At 62.5% G+C, this 13,257-nt stretch carries 13 protein-coding genes; 4 read left to right on the top strand and 9 right to left on the bottom strand.

Features of this window, described 5'->3' with window-relative positions; genetic code table 11:
* Positions 1 to 2 precede the first annotated feature (2 nt).
* The 3 genes from AC72UB_RS15145 to AC72UB_RS15155 are packed head-to-tail and all read left to right on the top strand — an operon-like array spanning position 3 to position 2,244.
* Positions 3 to 440 carry a PaaI family thioesterase gene (locus AC72UB_RS15145; protein ID WP_505190501.1) on the top strand — a complete coding sequence of 146 codons (438 nt, stop codon included), beginning with the start codon at positions 3 to 5 and terminating at the stop codon, positions 438 to 440.
* Positions 437 to 934, top strand: coding sequence for a PaaI family thioesterase (locus AC72UB_RS15150; RefSeq protein WP_505190502.1), 498 nt, complete (start codon positions 437 to 439; stop codon positions 932 to 934). Before AC72UB_RS15145 ends, AC72UB_RS15150 begins: the two co-directional genes overlap by 4 nt.
* Positions 931 to 2,244 carry an MATE family efflux transporter gene (locus AC72UB_RS15155; RefSeq protein ID WP_505190503.1) on the top strand — a complete coding sequence of 438 codons (1,314 nt, stop codon included), beginning with the start codon at positions 931 to 933 and terminating at the stop codon, positions 2,242 to 2,244. Before AC72UB_RS15150 ends, AC72UB_RS15155 begins: the two co-directional genes overlap by 4 nt.
* On the opposite strand, the gene AC72UB_RS15160 is transcribed toward AC72UB_RS15155, so the two are convergent.
* The 4 genes from AC72UB_RS15160 to AC72UB_RS15175 all read right to left on the bottom strand — a co-directional run bounded on the left by AC72UB_RS15160 (position 2,241) and on the right by AC72UB_RS15175 (position 7,254).
* Positions 2,241 to 3,005, bottom strand: a complete 765-nt coding sequence (locus tag AC72UB_RS15160) for a pyrroline-5-carboxylate reductase dimerization domain-containing protein (RefSeq protein WP_505190504.1) — start codon at positions 3,003 to 3,005, stop codon at positions 2,241 to 2,243. The genes AC72UB_RS15155 and AC72UB_RS15160 overlap by 4 nt on opposite strands.
* Positions 3,002 to 4,321 carry an aspartate aminotransferase family protein gene (locus AC72UB_RS15165; protein ID WP_505190505.1) on the bottom strand — a complete coding sequence of 440 codons (1,320 nt, stop codon included), beginning with the start codon at positions 4,319 to 4,321 and terminating at the stop codon, positions 3,002 to 3,004. Before AC72UB_RS15165 ends, AC72UB_RS15160 begins: the two co-directional genes overlap by 4 nt.
* A gap of 49 nt (positions 4,322 to 4,370) precedes the next feature.
* The gene (locus tag AC72UB_RS15170; protein WP_505190506.1) at positions 4,371 to 4,754 is read right to left on the bottom strand and encodes a group II truncated hemoglobin; all 384 of its coding nucleotides are present in this window, start codon (positions 4,752 to 4,754) and stop codon (positions 4,371 to 4,373) included.
* 121 nt (positions 4,755 to 4,875) lie between these two features.
* The gene (locus AC72UB_RS15175; RefSeq protein ID WP_505190507.1) at positions 4,876 to 7,254 is read right to left on the bottom strand and encodes a trimethylamine N-oxide demethylase; all 2,379 of its coding nucleotides are present in this window, start codon (positions 7,252 to 7,254) and stop codon (positions 4,876 to 4,878) included.
* Positions 7,255 to 7,359: 105 nt separating this feature from the next.
* On the opposite strand from AC72UB_RS15175, the gene AC72UB_RS15180 reads away from it, so the two are divergent.
* The gene (locus tag AC72UB_RS15180) at positions 7,360 to 8,217 is read left to right on the top strand and encodes an EamA family transporter (protein ID WP_505190508.1); all 858 of its coding nucleotides are present in this window, start codon (positions 7,360 to 7,362) and stop codon (positions 8,215 to 8,217) included.
* A 23-nt stretch (positions 8,218 to 8,240) separates the two neighbouring features.
* Here AC72UB_RS15180 and AC72UB_RS15185 read toward each other — a convergent pair whose 3' ends face one another.
* The 5 genes from AC72UB_RS15185 to AC72UB_RS15205 all read right to left on the bottom strand — a co-directional run bounded on the left by AC72UB_RS15185 (position 8,241) and on the right by AC72UB_RS15205 (position 13,137).
* Positions 8,241 to 9,203, bottom strand: coding sequence for a GlxA family transcriptional regulator (locus tag AC72UB_RS15185; protein ID WP_505190509.1), 963 nt, complete (start codon positions 9,201 to 9,203; stop codon positions 8,241 to 8,243).
* Positions 9,204 to 9,252: 49 nt separating this feature from the next.
* Positions 9,253 to 10,320: a heme-dependent oxidative N-demethylase family protein gene (locus AC72UB_RS15190; protein ID WP_505190510.1), complete on the bottom strand. Its 1,068-nt coding sequence runs from the start codon at positions 10,318 to 10,320 to the stop codon at positions 9,253 to 9,255.
* 9 nt (positions 10,321 to 10,329) lie between these two features.
* Entirely contained in the window at positions 10,330 to 11,292 is a 963-nt protein-coding gene (locus AC72UB_RS15195) for a PDR/VanB family oxidoreductase (RefSeq protein ID WP_505190511.1), read from the bottom strand.
* Entirely contained in the window at positions 11,289 to 11,906 is a 618-nt protein-coding gene (locus tag AC72UB_RS15200) for a dimethylamine monooxygenase subunit DmmA family protein (protein ID WP_463289243.1), read from the bottom strand. Before AC72UB_RS15200 ends, AC72UB_RS15195 begins: the two co-directional genes overlap by 4 nt.
* Positions 11,907 to 11,997: 91 nt before the next feature.
* Complete coding sequence (locus tag AC72UB_RS15205; protein ID WP_505190512.1) at positions 11,998 to 13,137, bottom strand: aminomethyl transferase family protein; 1,140 nt, start codon at positions 13,135 to 13,137, stop codon at positions 11,998 to 12,000.
* Positions 13,138 to 13,257: the final 120 nt, after the last annotated feature.

The raw sequence follows: 13,257 nt of genomic DNA on the forward strand, positions 1-13,257 counted from the left end.
TGATGCAAGATGATCGGGCGCTGAAGGTGGCGCGCGCCTTTATCGAGGCTTTGCCCCATGCCGCCGCGCTGAACCTGCGGCTGGAAGAAGTCATGAATGGCCGGGCCGTCATCATCATGCCTTACGATGCGCGGCTGGTGGGCGATCCGGCGACCGGGGTTTTGCATGGGGGGGCGATCTCGGCGCTGATGGACACGGCGAGTGGGGCCTCGGTGATGTGCCACCCGGAGGCGCCGGTCAGCACGGCCACGCTGGATTTGCGGATCGACTATTTCCGCCCCGGCACGCCCGGACAAGCCATCACCGCGCGGGCGGAATGTCACCATGTGACCCGGTCGGTGGCCTTTGTCCGCGTGACCGCCACGGATGAGGACGAGAGCCGCCCTGTCGCCATGGGGACCGGGGCGTTTTCCGTGGACCGGCCAAGGAAAAAACCATGAACCGCCCAAGCGACGCTGAGATCACCGACCGCGATCATGCGCTGAACTGGCTGGTGGGCGCGGTGCCCTATATCCGCTTTCTGGGTATCCGCTTTGACCGTGAGGGCGATCAGATCACCGCCCATCTGCCGTTCCAGCCGATGCTGATCGGCAATCCGATGCTGCCCGCCCTGCATGGCGGGGTGACGGCGGCCTTTCTGGAGGTGGCCGCGATCATCGAACTGGGCTGGTCGAGCCTGTGGGAGGATTTGTCCGCCGGTCGGCTTGGCCCTGAGGCTGTGGCGGCGGGCCATTTGCCGCCCCTGCCGAAAACCATTGATTTCACGGTTGATTACCTGCGTGCGGGCCAAGCGCGCGATTGCTTTGCGCGCGCCCGTGTCAACCGGTCGGGGCGGCGCTATGCCTCGGTGCATGCCGAGGCGTGGCAGGAAAGCCCCGACAAACCCTTTGCCAGTGCCGTGGTGCATTTCCTGATGCCGGAGACGGAGGGATGAGCGAAATCACGCATGCCCGCGTGGCCCGTATTGCGGTGCCAGTGGTGTTGTCCAATGCCACCGTGCCCCTGTTGGGGGCGGTGGATACGGCGGTGATCGGACAGTTGGGGCAAGCCGCCCCTTTGGGCGCGGTGGGCATGGGCGCGGTCATTCTGGCGACGCTGTACTGGGCCTTTGGGTTCTTGCGCATGTCCACATCAGGCCTTGCCGCGCAGGCCGAAGGGGCGGGGGATCTGCCGGAACGCTCGGCCGTTCTTTTGCGCGCGCTTTTGGTTGCGGGCGTGGCCGGGCTGGGCTTGATCCTGTTGCAGGGGTTTTTGTTCTGGGCCGCCTTTGCCGCCGCCCCGGCGAGTGCCGAGGTGGAGGGGCTGGCGCGGACCTATCTCGCCATCCGCATCTGGGGCGCGCCCGCCACCATTGCGCTTTACGCGCTGACAGGCTGGCTGATCGGGGTGGAGCGCACCAAAGGTGTCTTGGTGCTGCAACTGTGGCAAAACGGGCTGAACATCGTTTTGGACCTGTGGTTCGTGCTGGGCCTTGGCTGGGGGATTGAGGGTGTTGCTGTTGCCACCCTGATTGCCGAGGTAACCGGGCTGATGCTGGCCTTGTGGCTGGCGCGTGATGCGCTGACGCCTGCGGTGCTGCGCGCGGGGGTCGCGCGGCTTGGCAACCAGGTGGCCGTGGCGCGTATGTTCACCGCCAGCCGCGACATCATGGGCCGCACAATTTTGTTGCAGCTGTCTTTTACCAGCTTTGTCTTTCTGGGGGCCCGCTTTGGCGATGTGACTTTGGCCGCCAATCAGGTTCTGCTGCAGTTTCTGGAAATCACCGCCTATGCGCTGGACGGGTTTGCCATTTCGGCCGAAACGCTGGTGGGACAAGCCGTGGGCGCGCGGGCGGCGGGCGAGGTGCGGCGCGCCTCGCGCATTTGCATGCAATGGGGCTTTGGCGGGGCGGCGGTGATGGCGCTGTGCTTCGCGCTGACGGGGGGGCTGATCATTGATCTGATGACCACGGCACCCGATGTGCGGATTGAGGCGCGCTGGTATCTGTGGTGGCTGGTCGCCGCGCCGCTGATCGGTGTGGCCAGTTGGATTTATGACGGCATCTTCATTGGGGCGCTGCAAACCCGCGAGATGCTGCGGGCGATGATGATTTCGGTCGCGGTCTATGCGGTGGCTTTGGTGGTGTTGATCCCGACGATGGGCAATCACGGGCTTTGGGCGGCGCTGATGGTGCTGAACATCACGCGTGGGATCACGATGCGTGCGGCCTATCCAAAGGTGCTGGCACGGGCGGAGGCGGGTTAGCCCTTTCGCGCGGGGGCCATGCGGTGCAAAACGCGGGTCATGGCGCGGTGCCATGCGTCCAAAGCGCCGTCTTGGCCGAGATCAGAGAGAAGCTGTTCAGTGATGCCGCCCGGCGTGGTGACGCCTTTGCAGATGGCATCGAGCGGCTCATCCGATTGCAACAAGACCTCGGCATTGCCGCGCAGGGTTTCGGCCACCAGACGGCGGGCGGTGGCGGGATCCAGCCCCTCGGCCTGATACCACGCGGCCAGATGGCGCATGAGGAACACGCTCGCCCCCGACATGCCGCCAAAGACGGCGGCGGTTTCAAAGCTGCGGGCATCGGGCATTTGATGCACCGGGCCGCAAGAGGCAAAGAAGGCGGCCCAAAGCGGATTGGCCGGGTAAAGGAAGGTTGGCCCCGCCGAAAAGGCATTTGCATAGCCGGGCATCATGGAGAGCGTGGCCGTGGCAGGGCCAATGGCGGCGCGCATGTCCTCCAAAGACGCCCCGGCCATGGCCGAGCAAACCTCTTGTCCGGCGCGGAAGCTGAGGCCGCGCAGGATGGCCAGCCCGTCGGCGGCGGGCAGGCAGACGAGGATGTGGTCGCAAGAATCCACCAGCGCCTGATTGCTGGCCGCGACGGTGCAGCCGAACCGCGCCGCGAGATCAGCGGCTTTGGACGCTCCGCGCGGGGACAAGACAAACTGATGCCCGCCCTGTTGCGCGCCCTGCACCAGATAGGCGGCCAGATTGCCGACGCCCAAAACACCGATCTTCATGGCATTTCTTCCAGCACTTCGGCCATGGCGCGGGCGGTGGCGGCAATATCGGCCTCGGTATGCACGATGGAGGATAAGGAATGCAGCGTGGCCGAGGGGTTCATGTAAATTCCCTTGTCCATCAAGCGCAGAGCAAAATCGCGGAACTTGGTGCGGTCGACATGGGTGCAGAAATCACGGAAATCGGTGATTTCCTCTTGGTGCGTGAAAAAGATCTGGAACATCGAATTCACGCCCTGCACCACAATGCCATGGCGGTTTGACGCCTTGGCGACGCGGCGCACTTCTGCGGCCATTTTCAGGCCCAGATCCTTGATCTTCGCAAAACCGGCCTGATTGTCGGCCAGCATGGTTTCCAGCATGACCTTGGTCAGATGCAGCGACAGACGGCCCGCATTGTGGGTGCCGTAGTGCAGCACCTTGCCCCATTCGAGGCCCGCCATGATCTCGGCCCGCCCGCCGATCATCGCCATGGGTAGACCACCACCCAGCGCCTTGCCATAGGTGACAATATCGGGGGTCAGCCCGTAGATTTCAGCCGCGCCTCCGGCGGCAAGGCGGAAGCCCGTGACAGTTTCGTCAAGGTAGAAGAGTGCGCCGTATTGGTGGCAAAGCTCTTGCATGCGGTTGAGGTATCCCGGCTTTGGCGGGATCACCCCCATGTTCGACATCACCCCTTCGGTGACCACGCAAGCCGCCTCGCGCCCGTGCAGCGCCATGGCGCGTTCCAGCGCCTCAACATCGTTCCAGCGCACGACGATGGTGTCTTTCCACGCCTCTTCGGGGATGCCGGAACTGTCGGGGATGCGGATCGGGTCATTCGGGTGGCCGAGCATGGTGGGCGGCAGGGGGTTGGTGTTGACCAAAACCGAATCCCACCAGCCGTGATAATGGCCTTCAAACTTGATGATCTTGCGCCGCCCAGTGTGGCCGCGCGCAAGGCGGAAAGCGGCCATAGCCGCCTCGGTCCCGGTGTTGGCAAAGCGCACCTTGTCGACATGGGGCAGAAGGGCGACCAGCATTTCGGCCACCTCCACCTCAACCTCCAAGGCGGTCGCAAAATGGGTGCCGCGCGCCACTTCGCGCGTGATGGTTTCCACCACCTTAGGGTGGGCATGGCCCAAGGGCAGCGCGCCAAAGGCCATCATCCAGTCAATGTATTCGCGCCCGTCCACATCATAAAGCCGCGCCCCTGCGCCATGGCTCATGTAACGCGGTGCGCCGCCAAAGGTGGCCGGCCCGCGTGAGGCGGATGAGACGCCTTCGACCAGCACTTTCATGCCGCGTTCGAACAGGGATTGGGATGTGTTTGACATGGTTGTCCTCCGTTGGCCTGACCCTAGGAGAAAGCCCGCAGAGGGGCAATTAGGGCGTATTCACCAGCATCAACGCGGCGCGGCGGAAGGTGCTGTTCAATTGATCGCGGATCGCGGCATCCACGCCCACATCGCCCATGGCGCGGTCCATCACGGCCAGCCAATCTTCGGCGTCAGTGGCTCGGATTTCCACATGGGCGTGGATCTCGCGCAAGGACATATGGCCGTGGCGTTCGTGGTAATAGCGCCGCCCGCCAAAGAAGCCGCAGAGGAATTCGAACTGCGCCGGGCGGACATGGGACAGGCCATGGCCTTTCAGATGCATCTCCATGATCGCGCGGCCCTGCGGCAGGGTTTCGATGAGGTCATAGAAATGATCCACCAAGAGGTGCACCGTGTCTTCGCCGCCCATGCGGTCGATCATCGGATCCATCTTACCCTCCCTTCTATCCCGACAGCGGCCCCAAGAACCCGATTTCTTAGCAGAAATCGGACCGGAGCCTGTCCAGGCTCCGAGCCGGAATTTGCGCAAATTCCGTGCCCTGCGGGCAGGGTCAGCTTTGCGGGCGGGTTTTCTTCGGGTCGTAATGCGACAAGGGCACGATCACCGCCGGAAGCCGCTTTTGCTGACCGTCAAGCTTGCCGACCTCAAGCGCGGTGCCCACTGCCGAATGCGCCAGATCCACCCGCGCAAGGGCGATGTTCTTGCCCAAAAGCGGCGAGCGCATGGAGGATGTCACCACCCCCACCTGCGCGCGGCCGATATGCAGGCAGTCGCCGTGGCCGACATCGACATTGGCGTCGATGTCCAGACCCACGAACTTGTGCAAGGGGTTCTCTTTGCGCCGGATCAGGGCCTCGCGCCCGATGAAATCATCGGTCTTGGTTTTCAAGGGCACAGTGAACCCGATGCCCGCTTCGAACGGGTCGGTCTGGTCGGAGAAATCATAGCCCGCAAAGATCAGCCCGGCCTCGATCCGCACCATATCAAGGGCGGCAAGGCCCATGGGCTTCAACCCCAGATCGCCGCCATTGGCCCAGACGGCATCATAGACCGCGTGGCCATCCTTGGGGTGGCAGAAGATTTCAAAGCCAAGCTCACCCGTGTAGCCCGTACGCGACACCACCACCGGTGCGCCGGTTGGGCCACCAAGGCGGCCCACGGTCAGGCGGAACCAGCCGAGTTCTTCGATGGTCGGCTGATGGGGCGCGGTCCAGATCATGCGCTTCATGATCTCGCGCGAGTTCGGGCCCTGAACGGCCAGATTGTGCATCTGGTCGGTCGAGGAGCGCACCATCACCTTGAGCCCAAGCTTTTCCGCCTGCTCGCGCAGCCAGACGCCGGAATAGTCATCGCCGCCGATCCAGCGGAATTGATCCTTGCCCAGACGGAACACCGTGCCGTCGTCGATCATCCCGCCGTGCTCATAGCACATGGCGGAATAGACCACCTGACCCACCGACAGTTTCTTCATGTCGCGCGTCATGCACCATTGCATCAGTGCCTCGGCATCCGGGCCGGTCACTTCAAACTTGCGCAAGGGCGACAGGTCCAAGACCACGGCGGCCTGACGGCAGGCCCAATACTCCTCAATCGCGCCGTTGGAGGAAAAGTGGTTGGCCAGCCAATAGCCCCTGTATTCCACAAGGCTGCGGGTCTTGGCCGAAATGGGCGCGTGGAAGGCGGTTTCCTTGGTCATCTTCGGCTCTGACTCCGGCGTGGGGCGATAGGCGATGGAACGGCTGAATTTCTCGGCACCCGAATAGGTGCGGACATGGATGTCCGACAGATACCAGCCGTTTGCGGGAGAGGTGTCATCTGGGCAGGCGGAGTTGACGCAGACGATATCGGTCAGCGCCCGCATCAGCACATAATCACCCGGGCGCGACCACGGTTCGTCCGAGATCAGCACGCCATGGGCGTCGATGTTGGTGTTGAAAAAGAGGTTCACGGCCATCCAGCCTGGACGGCCATCGACCCCGTGCGGTGCCAAAGCGCCGTTGAAGTTGTCCGAGCAGTTGGCGTGGCCGGGATAACCGATGTCGTCATAGTATTTCGATGCGCAGGCCATGGCAAAAGCATCATGGCGGCCAACGGTGTCTTGCACCACCTCGACCAGCGGGACCCACTCTTGATCGTAGTATTTCGAGTGCAGGCCCGGCATGGAATAAGCATGGCCCATCAGCGTGCGCGAGGTGGTGACATCCAGCGCGTGCTGGATGCCCTTGTCGAGTTTGCGGGCGTCAAAGCACTGGAAGTCGGTGCACTGGCGGCCTTCGACGTCGATGATCTGGATGTAGTCGCCTGCTTTGACGAAATACGACTCGGCGGTCGCGGATTTCACCCGCAGATCAAGCACCGGGTCGGCCAAAGGATCAGGCAAGTCAAACTTGCCAATCTCGCGAAGTTTGGCGCGTTGCAGGTGCAGGGTCAGCGGCGTGGCGGTGTCTTGCGCGTCCGGTGCCATCGGCAGGCCGGGGGCGGCAAGGATCAGCCAGCCATCATCCAGCGCGGTCAGGTCAGCCCGCGCGCCCGGTTGGGTATCCGGCGCGAAAAGGCGCAAGGCCCCGGCGCGGGCCAAATCAATGCCCTTTGTCGCGATGCCACGGCGCAAGGCGGCCAGCCCTTCGCCCGCCGCATCGCCCAAGGCGAGCATCGCCTTCAGCCCCTCGGCCCCCGAATTTGACGCCTGCCCCAGAATGGCCGCATCAATCCGGCCCTCGACCGTTGTGGCGACCAGTTCCGCGATCTGCCCGCCTTCATCATTCACCACGGTCAGGCGGTCCCCTGCCCCAAGGCGGAGCATCAAGGCCCCACCACCGGGAATCAGGTGGCGTTCACGTCCATGGTGGCGTTCCAGATCGCGCGGTGTCAGGATGCGCGAGGGGCGCGGCGGCCCCGGAATGATGCTGGGATAGGGGGTGTCGAGCATCGGTGTCCCTTGCAGTAAGTTTTAATGGAGTTAAAACTTGTTCATTCACAAGAATAACAACGGGCCAAGCTTGGCACAAGCACGACCTTTGCGGAAGGACACAAAATGCTCGCATTGATCTGCGGCCTGACAGCGGCCTGCGCTTGGGCGGTGCATGACCTTTTGGTGCGCAAGATTGGGCAAGAAGCGCCGATCCTGCCGATGATGCTGGCGGTTTTGGCGGCAGGAACGGTGGCTTTGGTGCTGCCGACGGCGCTGATCGCCGAATGGCAGATGATGACAGGGCCTGCTTATGGGTTTTCGGCCGCCGCCGGGCTGGCTTATGTTCTGGGCATGGGCGGGCTTTACCGCGCCTTCAGTCTGGCCCCGGTGCGGATCGTCGCGCCGATTCTGGGGTCTTTCCCGATGATCTCGCTGGGGTTTGCCGCCATCGGGGGCAAGGCAGTGTCGGGGATCGAACTGGCGGCGGTTCTGGCGATTGTCGGCGGGATTGCCATCGTGGCGCTGGCCGGACGTGCCGAAGAGGGCGCGGATCACAGCACGCGGATGGGTGAGGCGATGCTGTGGTCGGTGGCAGGAACCGTGGGCTTTGCCACAACCTTCTGGCTGGCGCAGGAAGGCGCGCGTCAGGGTGATGAAATGGCCTCGATCGCGGTGACGCGTCTGGTGGCGCTGGCGGCGGTCTTTGCGATTGTGCTGGCCGCGCGGGCACCTTGGCGCGCGCCAAAGGGCACGGGGCGCAGTCTGGCGGTGATGGGGGTCTTAGATGCCATCGCGATCAGCCTTGTCACGATCTCTGGCCGTCTGCCCAACCCGGAATATGCCGCGATCAGCTCATCGCTGTTTGGCGTGCTGACGATCCTTCTGGCGTGGAAGATCCTGAAGGAAGCCGTCCTGCCCGCGCAATGGCTGGGGATTGTCACCGTCTTTGCCGGGATTGCGGCGCTGTCCTCGCAAGGCTGAGGCGCGGTCAAAGCGTGGCGCGGCTATTCCGCCGCCACAGGCACAGCGCGGCTGAGGCCCGAGGCCAGACGCCGTTCATCCTTGGGGCTGACGCCGAACAATTCTTGATAGTGCCGCGCCATCGGTGCCGGTGTGAGGTAACCCACCGCCGCCGCAATCTCACGCAAGGGATCGTTGGAATAGAGCACCCGCTGCCGCGCCTTGGCCAGCCGCAAATGGCGGTAATAGCGCAAGGGGCTTTGCCCGGTTTCGCGTTTGAACAGCCGCTCAAAATGCCGCCCCGACATCGACACCGCCGCCGCGACATCGGGAATGCGCAAGGGGTCTTCGACATGGGTTTCAAAGAGCCGGATCGCCTCACGGATGGGTGGCGTCAGGCGGTCCGCGGTGGAGGCGGTGCGCGCCACGGGGACCTTTTGGCTGGCATCTTCATCCCGGACAAATGGGTGCTGGAACCAGCAGGCCACCTCGGTCATGCATTGGCGGCCGAGACGTTCCTCGATCAGGCGCAGCATCAGATCAAACACCGCGCCCGCGCCCGAGGCCGTGATGCGCCGCTTGTCGCGCAGGATCACCGCCTCGGACGCCTTCACATCGGGGAATTCGGCCTTGAAGGCGGCCTCATAGCACCAATGAACCGAACAGCCGCGGCCCTCCATCAGCCCCGCGCGCGCCAGCGGGAAAATCCCGCCGGAAAACGCGCCCAAGGTCAGTCCTGTCCGCTCCAGCCAGCGCAAGCGGGCGGGGCTTTGGCGTGGATCGACGAATTCGGCGGTCGGGGGGGAGATCAGATAAAGATGATCCACGCCCGCCAGATCTGCCAAGGTGACGTCAGGTTCAAACCGCACCTCGGCCGAAGACCGCACCGGCGCGTGGGTTTCGGCCACCAGCCGCCATTCAAACTCGCGCCGCCCCATGATCTCATTGGCCGCCCGCAAAGGCTCAATCGCCCCGGTCAGGCAGGCCATGGGGAAGCCCGGAAACATCAGGAATCCCAAACGCAGGGGGCCTTCGCTTGGCATATCCGGTCTCCTGTCAGTCTTCGGGCCACCAGCCGGGTGAGGTGGGCTGGCCATCGTCATACTGCGACAGCCACTGAGCCATGGCATCGCGGTTGCGGATAAAGCCCTTGTAGGCCGCGAGATCCGGGTGCAGATCGCGCACCACCCGGTGCAGGCGGCGGCCCCATTTCGGCACGGTGACCAGCTCTTCGAACTTGCCCAGATAGGCGCGGATGTCGAAGCAGATCGCGTTCGAGCGCGGCAGGCGATAGAGCGTCTGCAATTCCACCCGCAGGTGCATCATATGGCCCATGTTCTCCTGATTTAGCTGGGTGCGCATATAGCCCCATTCAGGATAAGTCTCGGGTGCGGTGTCCAGCAAAGGATTGGCCGTCATCGTCCAGTTATAGCGCCGCACAGGTGCCCCGTGCTGAAGCTTCAAAAGGAATTTCAACGCCCGGTCAAAGATACCCTTTTCATGGGCCAAAGGCACCGGGGCATGCCATTCGTGGAAGTTCATGCCGATGTTGAAATCCAACGACCAGTCGGCCTGTGTCGTCACCATGCCCGCATCAACCCAGAGCGTGCCTTCGCGTTCGTCCTGCAAGGTGAAGTCACCTTGGGTCTGGCGGCTGATGTATTCCATCGGGCCATAAGGCAGGGTGGATTCGTCGAGGAAGGTGAACTTCTGGTCAATGCCCAAGGGGCGGTTGATCCAGTGCCAGCGGTTGCCGTCCTTGGTCAGCGAAAACCACTGCGGATAGTCCCGCGCCTTGGTTTCCATGATGAGTTCCAGAAGATCCCATCCCGCTAGCGTCATATGCGGCAAGGACTGGCAGCGCAGCGGGTCCTTGGCCAGCACCCGCGCACGGTCGCGCATCTCGCTGAGGTAATGCTCATCCACATCGAAGGTGTGCTCAAAGACTGACCCTTTGCGCCCCGGAACATGCGGCTCCATGTTGACCGAATACATGTAATCGTCGCGGTCAAACGGGAACGGAAAGCGCCGAATTCCAGCGGGCGAGTTGCGATAGGTGAAGTCGTCGCAATAGGTCTCATCGCGGAAGAAGTCATCAAAGCCGTATTTGAAATCAAGGCTCATCGGTCGCTCCTATCGGTCGATCACCAGCGCCTTGCCGGTGAAGCGGCTGACGCAGGGCATGATTTTGGTGTTGCTGGCCATTTCGTCGGGCGACAGCCAATGATCGCGGTGGTCAATGTGGCCATCGCAGTGGATGACGTTGGTTTCGCACTGGCCACAGGCCCCGCCACGGCAGAGATAAGGCGCATCGACCCCGGCGGCTTCCATCGCCTCCAAGAGCGATTGGGTCGGGCCGACGGAAATGGTCTTGCCCGAGGCGGCCAACTGCACCTCAAAGCGGTCGCCGGTGCCGGGCGCGGTGAATTCCTCGAAATGCACGGCATGTTCGGGCATGCCCGCCGCAGCCGCCGTGGCGCGCACCCAGTTCAGCATCCCTTTTGGCCCACAGCAGTACAGATGCGTGCCAATCGGTTGCCGCGCCAGAATATCGGCCAAGGGCATCTGCTGGCCCATTTCGTCGAAGTAAAGGTTCACGCGGTCGCCATGCGCCGCCTTCAGCTCATCGCCATAGGCGCAAAGGGCCGGATTGCGGGCGGCATAGTGGAGTTCAAACTTGCCGCCAAAGCGGGAAAGCTGGTGCATCATCGCCAGAAATGGCGTGATCCCGATGCCACCTGCAAAGAACAGATGTTTGCGCGCCCGGTTGTCCAAAGGAAACAGGTTCATCGGGTGCGACAGCACCATCTCCATGCCGGGTTTGACATGGTGGTGCATGAACAAGGAACCACCCCGCCCCGCGTCATCGCGGCGCACGGAAATTTCGTAGCCCGACCGATCCTCGGGGTCAGACATCAGCGAATAGGGGTTCAGCCGCCGCGTGCCGTGGTCGTCCATTTCCACCACAGTATGCGCGCCGCCCGAAAAGGCGGGCAGTTCGCCGCCATCGCGAGCGACAAAGCGGAAACGGGTGATGAGGTCGTTAACCTTGACCACCTCGGCCACGCGGACATTCAGTTTTGCGCCACCGCTCATTTGAACCGCTCCACCGCCGGGGGGATCTGCCCCTTGTCTTCCGCATCAATGTTCACGCCCTGAAAGGCCGCAAGCCTGCGCGAATAATGGTCGCGCACAAAGAGGTGCAACCCGCAATGGCTGCATTGGAACGGATCGGTTTTCACATTCTCGGTGATGCCCTTGCAATGCACGCATTGCACGCGCCGCACGGTGGATCCGCGATGTTCCTTTTGAATGTCGACATGGGGAAAGCCCAAGGCCATCACATCGCGCTCGGCCTGCCCCATCAGGCCTTCTGTCCCGGTCAGGTAAACTTGCGCGCCCATCGGGGCGTCTTGCAACACGCGGGCAAGCCGGAACAAAAGCGTTGGGATCGAGGCGGCCTTTTGGGCCTGCTTGGCGCCCAAAGCCTCGATCTTGTCCCACTGATCGGTGCCGTTCGGGCCTGCAGTATAGAGAATATGGCTTTTGGCCAGCATTGCAGCCGGATCGGCAGCCTTGGTGACCATCTCGGCCACCGCTTCGGCCCCTTCGCCATCGGCCACGATCAGGTGAAAGGCCCCCGCGCGCGGTTCCAGCACGCCATAAACCGGGCGGCTTATCATCGAGGGGGGAAACTCGGTCTTTGTCATCTCGTCCGCACTTTGCCCATTCATCTGTTCCTAAATATCCCCGCCGGAGGCTTCCGAAGCCGGGACAAGCGCCCGGCGGGGTGGTTCAGTCTTAGCCCTGAACAGACCGACGCTTCTTGTCGATGTCGTAGAAGGGCAAGGAGGCAGACTTGCCCTTGATCGGGCCATGGGTGCCACAACGCACTTCCAGCGCGGTGCCGTTGTTGGCATCGGCCACCGGCAGGCGGGCGATGGCCACGGTCCAGTCATGCAAGGGCGAATACATCGCCTGGGTCACGACGCCGACCTGCGCGCCGCCTTTGAACACCGGGGCGCCGTTGCCCGGCACGTTCTTGCCTTCCAGCATCATGCCGGAAATCTTGAACCGCTCTTTGCCTTTCAGACGGTAATGCTCTTCCGCACCGCGGAAGCCGACCTTGCCGGGCGAGACGGTGAAATCAAGGCCCAGTTCCCACAGCGTGTCGCCGGGGCCTTCGTTTTCGAACGGGTACATTTCCGAATTGTCGAAGGGGAAGAACAAGAGATACGATTCGGTGCGCAGCATATCCAGCGTGGTAAAGCGGCAGGGGATGATGCCCATCGCGGCACCTTCCTCCAAAATGCGGTCCCAGATCATCGGTGCGTCTTGGCCACGGCAGAAGATCTCATAGCCGCGCTCACCAGTGTATCCGGTGCGGCTGATGGTGATCGGCTTGCCAAAGAGGCTTGCGCCCATGTGGCTGAAATAGGCGAGGTTGCGGATGCCCGGAATGTGCTTTTCCAGATAGTCCACCGCCAGCGGCCCTTGCAGCGACAAATCGTGCAGGTTGTCGTCAAAGCGCACCGACACATCGCGCCCGGTGGCGGCCATGGTCAGCTGCTCATGCCCTTGGCCCGAGCCATGGACGACCATGAAGCTGTCCGGCCCCATGCGGTAGATCACGCAGTCATCCACGAACTTGCCCGCGTCGTTCAGCATGCAGGCGTAAACCGCGCGGCCCGGCATCAGCTTGTCCATGTTCCGCGTGGTGGCGCGTTCAATGACATGGGCCGCCGCATGGCCGGTGATATGCACCTTTTTCAGGCCAGAGACATCCATGAGGCCCGCTTTGGTGCGGATCGCCATGTATTCGGCATCCGGATCACCCTTTTCATAAGACCAGGCCGTGCCCATGCCCGACCAGTCTTCCAGATTCGAGCCAAGAGCACGGTGGCGGTCACCCAGCGTTGAAAAGCGCCATGAATTGGTCATCTGCAGTCTCCCTGAAGTTCGTTTATTTTCGCCAAGTCTGTTAGTGTTCGCGACGAAAATCAATAATGAAGTGCAATTTATTTTCTTCTGAGAAAACATTCTTCAAGAAAAAGGGGCCGC

Origin of the sequence: Allotabrizicola aquatica (SeqCode) (assembly GCF_965194375.1) — a bacterium.
Lineage (GTDB): Bacteria > Pseudomonadota > Alphaproteobacteria > Rhodobacterales > Rhodobacteraceae > Tabrizicola_A > Tabrizicola_A aquatica.

Coding starts and splice junctions, on each gene's coding strand:
- AC72UB_RS15155 (WP_505190503.1), top strand. CDS start 931: ATGAGCGAAATCACGCATGCCCGCGTGGCCCGTATTGCGGTGCCAGTG.
- AC72UB_RS15175 (WP_505190507.1), bottom strand. CDS start 7,254: ATGCTCGACACCCCCTATCCCAGCATCATTCCGGGGCCGCCGCGCCCC.
- AC72UB_RS15195 (WP_505190511.1), bottom strand. CDS start 11,292: ATGAGCGGTGGCGCAAAACTGAATGTCCGCGTGGCCGAGGTGGTCAAG.
- AC72UB_RS15200 (WP_463289243.1), bottom strand. CDS start 11,906: ATGACAAAGACCGAGTTTCCCCCCTCGATGATAAGCCGCCCGGTTTAT.
- AC72UB_RS15150 (WP_505190502.1), top strand. CDS start 437: ATGAACCGCCCAAGCGACGCTGAGATCACCGACCGCGATCATGCGCTG.
- AC72UB_RS15185 (WP_505190509.1), bottom strand. CDS start 9,203: ATGTTTCCGGGCTTCCCCATGGCCTGCCTGACCGGGGCGATTGAGCCT.
- AC72UB_RS15145 (WP_505190501.1), top strand. CDS start 3: ATGCAAGATGATCGGGCGCTGAAGGTGGCGCGCGCCTTTATCGAGGCT.
- AC72UB_RS15205 (WP_505190512.1), bottom strand. CDS start 13,137: ATGACCAATTCATGGCGCTTTTCAACGCTGGGTGACCGCCACCGTGCT.
- AC72UB_RS15180 (WP_505190508.1), top strand. CDS start 7,360: ATGCTCGCATTGATCTGCGGCCTGACAGCGGCCTGCGCTTGGGCGGTG.
- AC72UB_RS15165 (WP_505190505.1), bottom strand. CDS start 4,321: ATGTCAAACACATCCCAATCCCTGTTCGAACGCGGCATGAAAGTGCTG.
- AC72UB_RS15160 (WP_505190504.1), bottom strand. CDS start 3,005: ATGAAGATCGGTGTTTTGGGCGTCGGCAATCTGGCCGCCTATCTGGTG.
- AC72UB_RS15170 (WP_505190506.1), bottom strand. CDS start 4,754: ATGGATCCGATGATCGACCGCATGGGCGGCGAAGACACGGTGCACCTC.
- AC72UB_RS15190 (WP_505190510.1), bottom strand. CDS start 10,320: ATGAGCCTTGATTTCAAATACGGCTTTGATGACTTCTTCCGCGATGAG.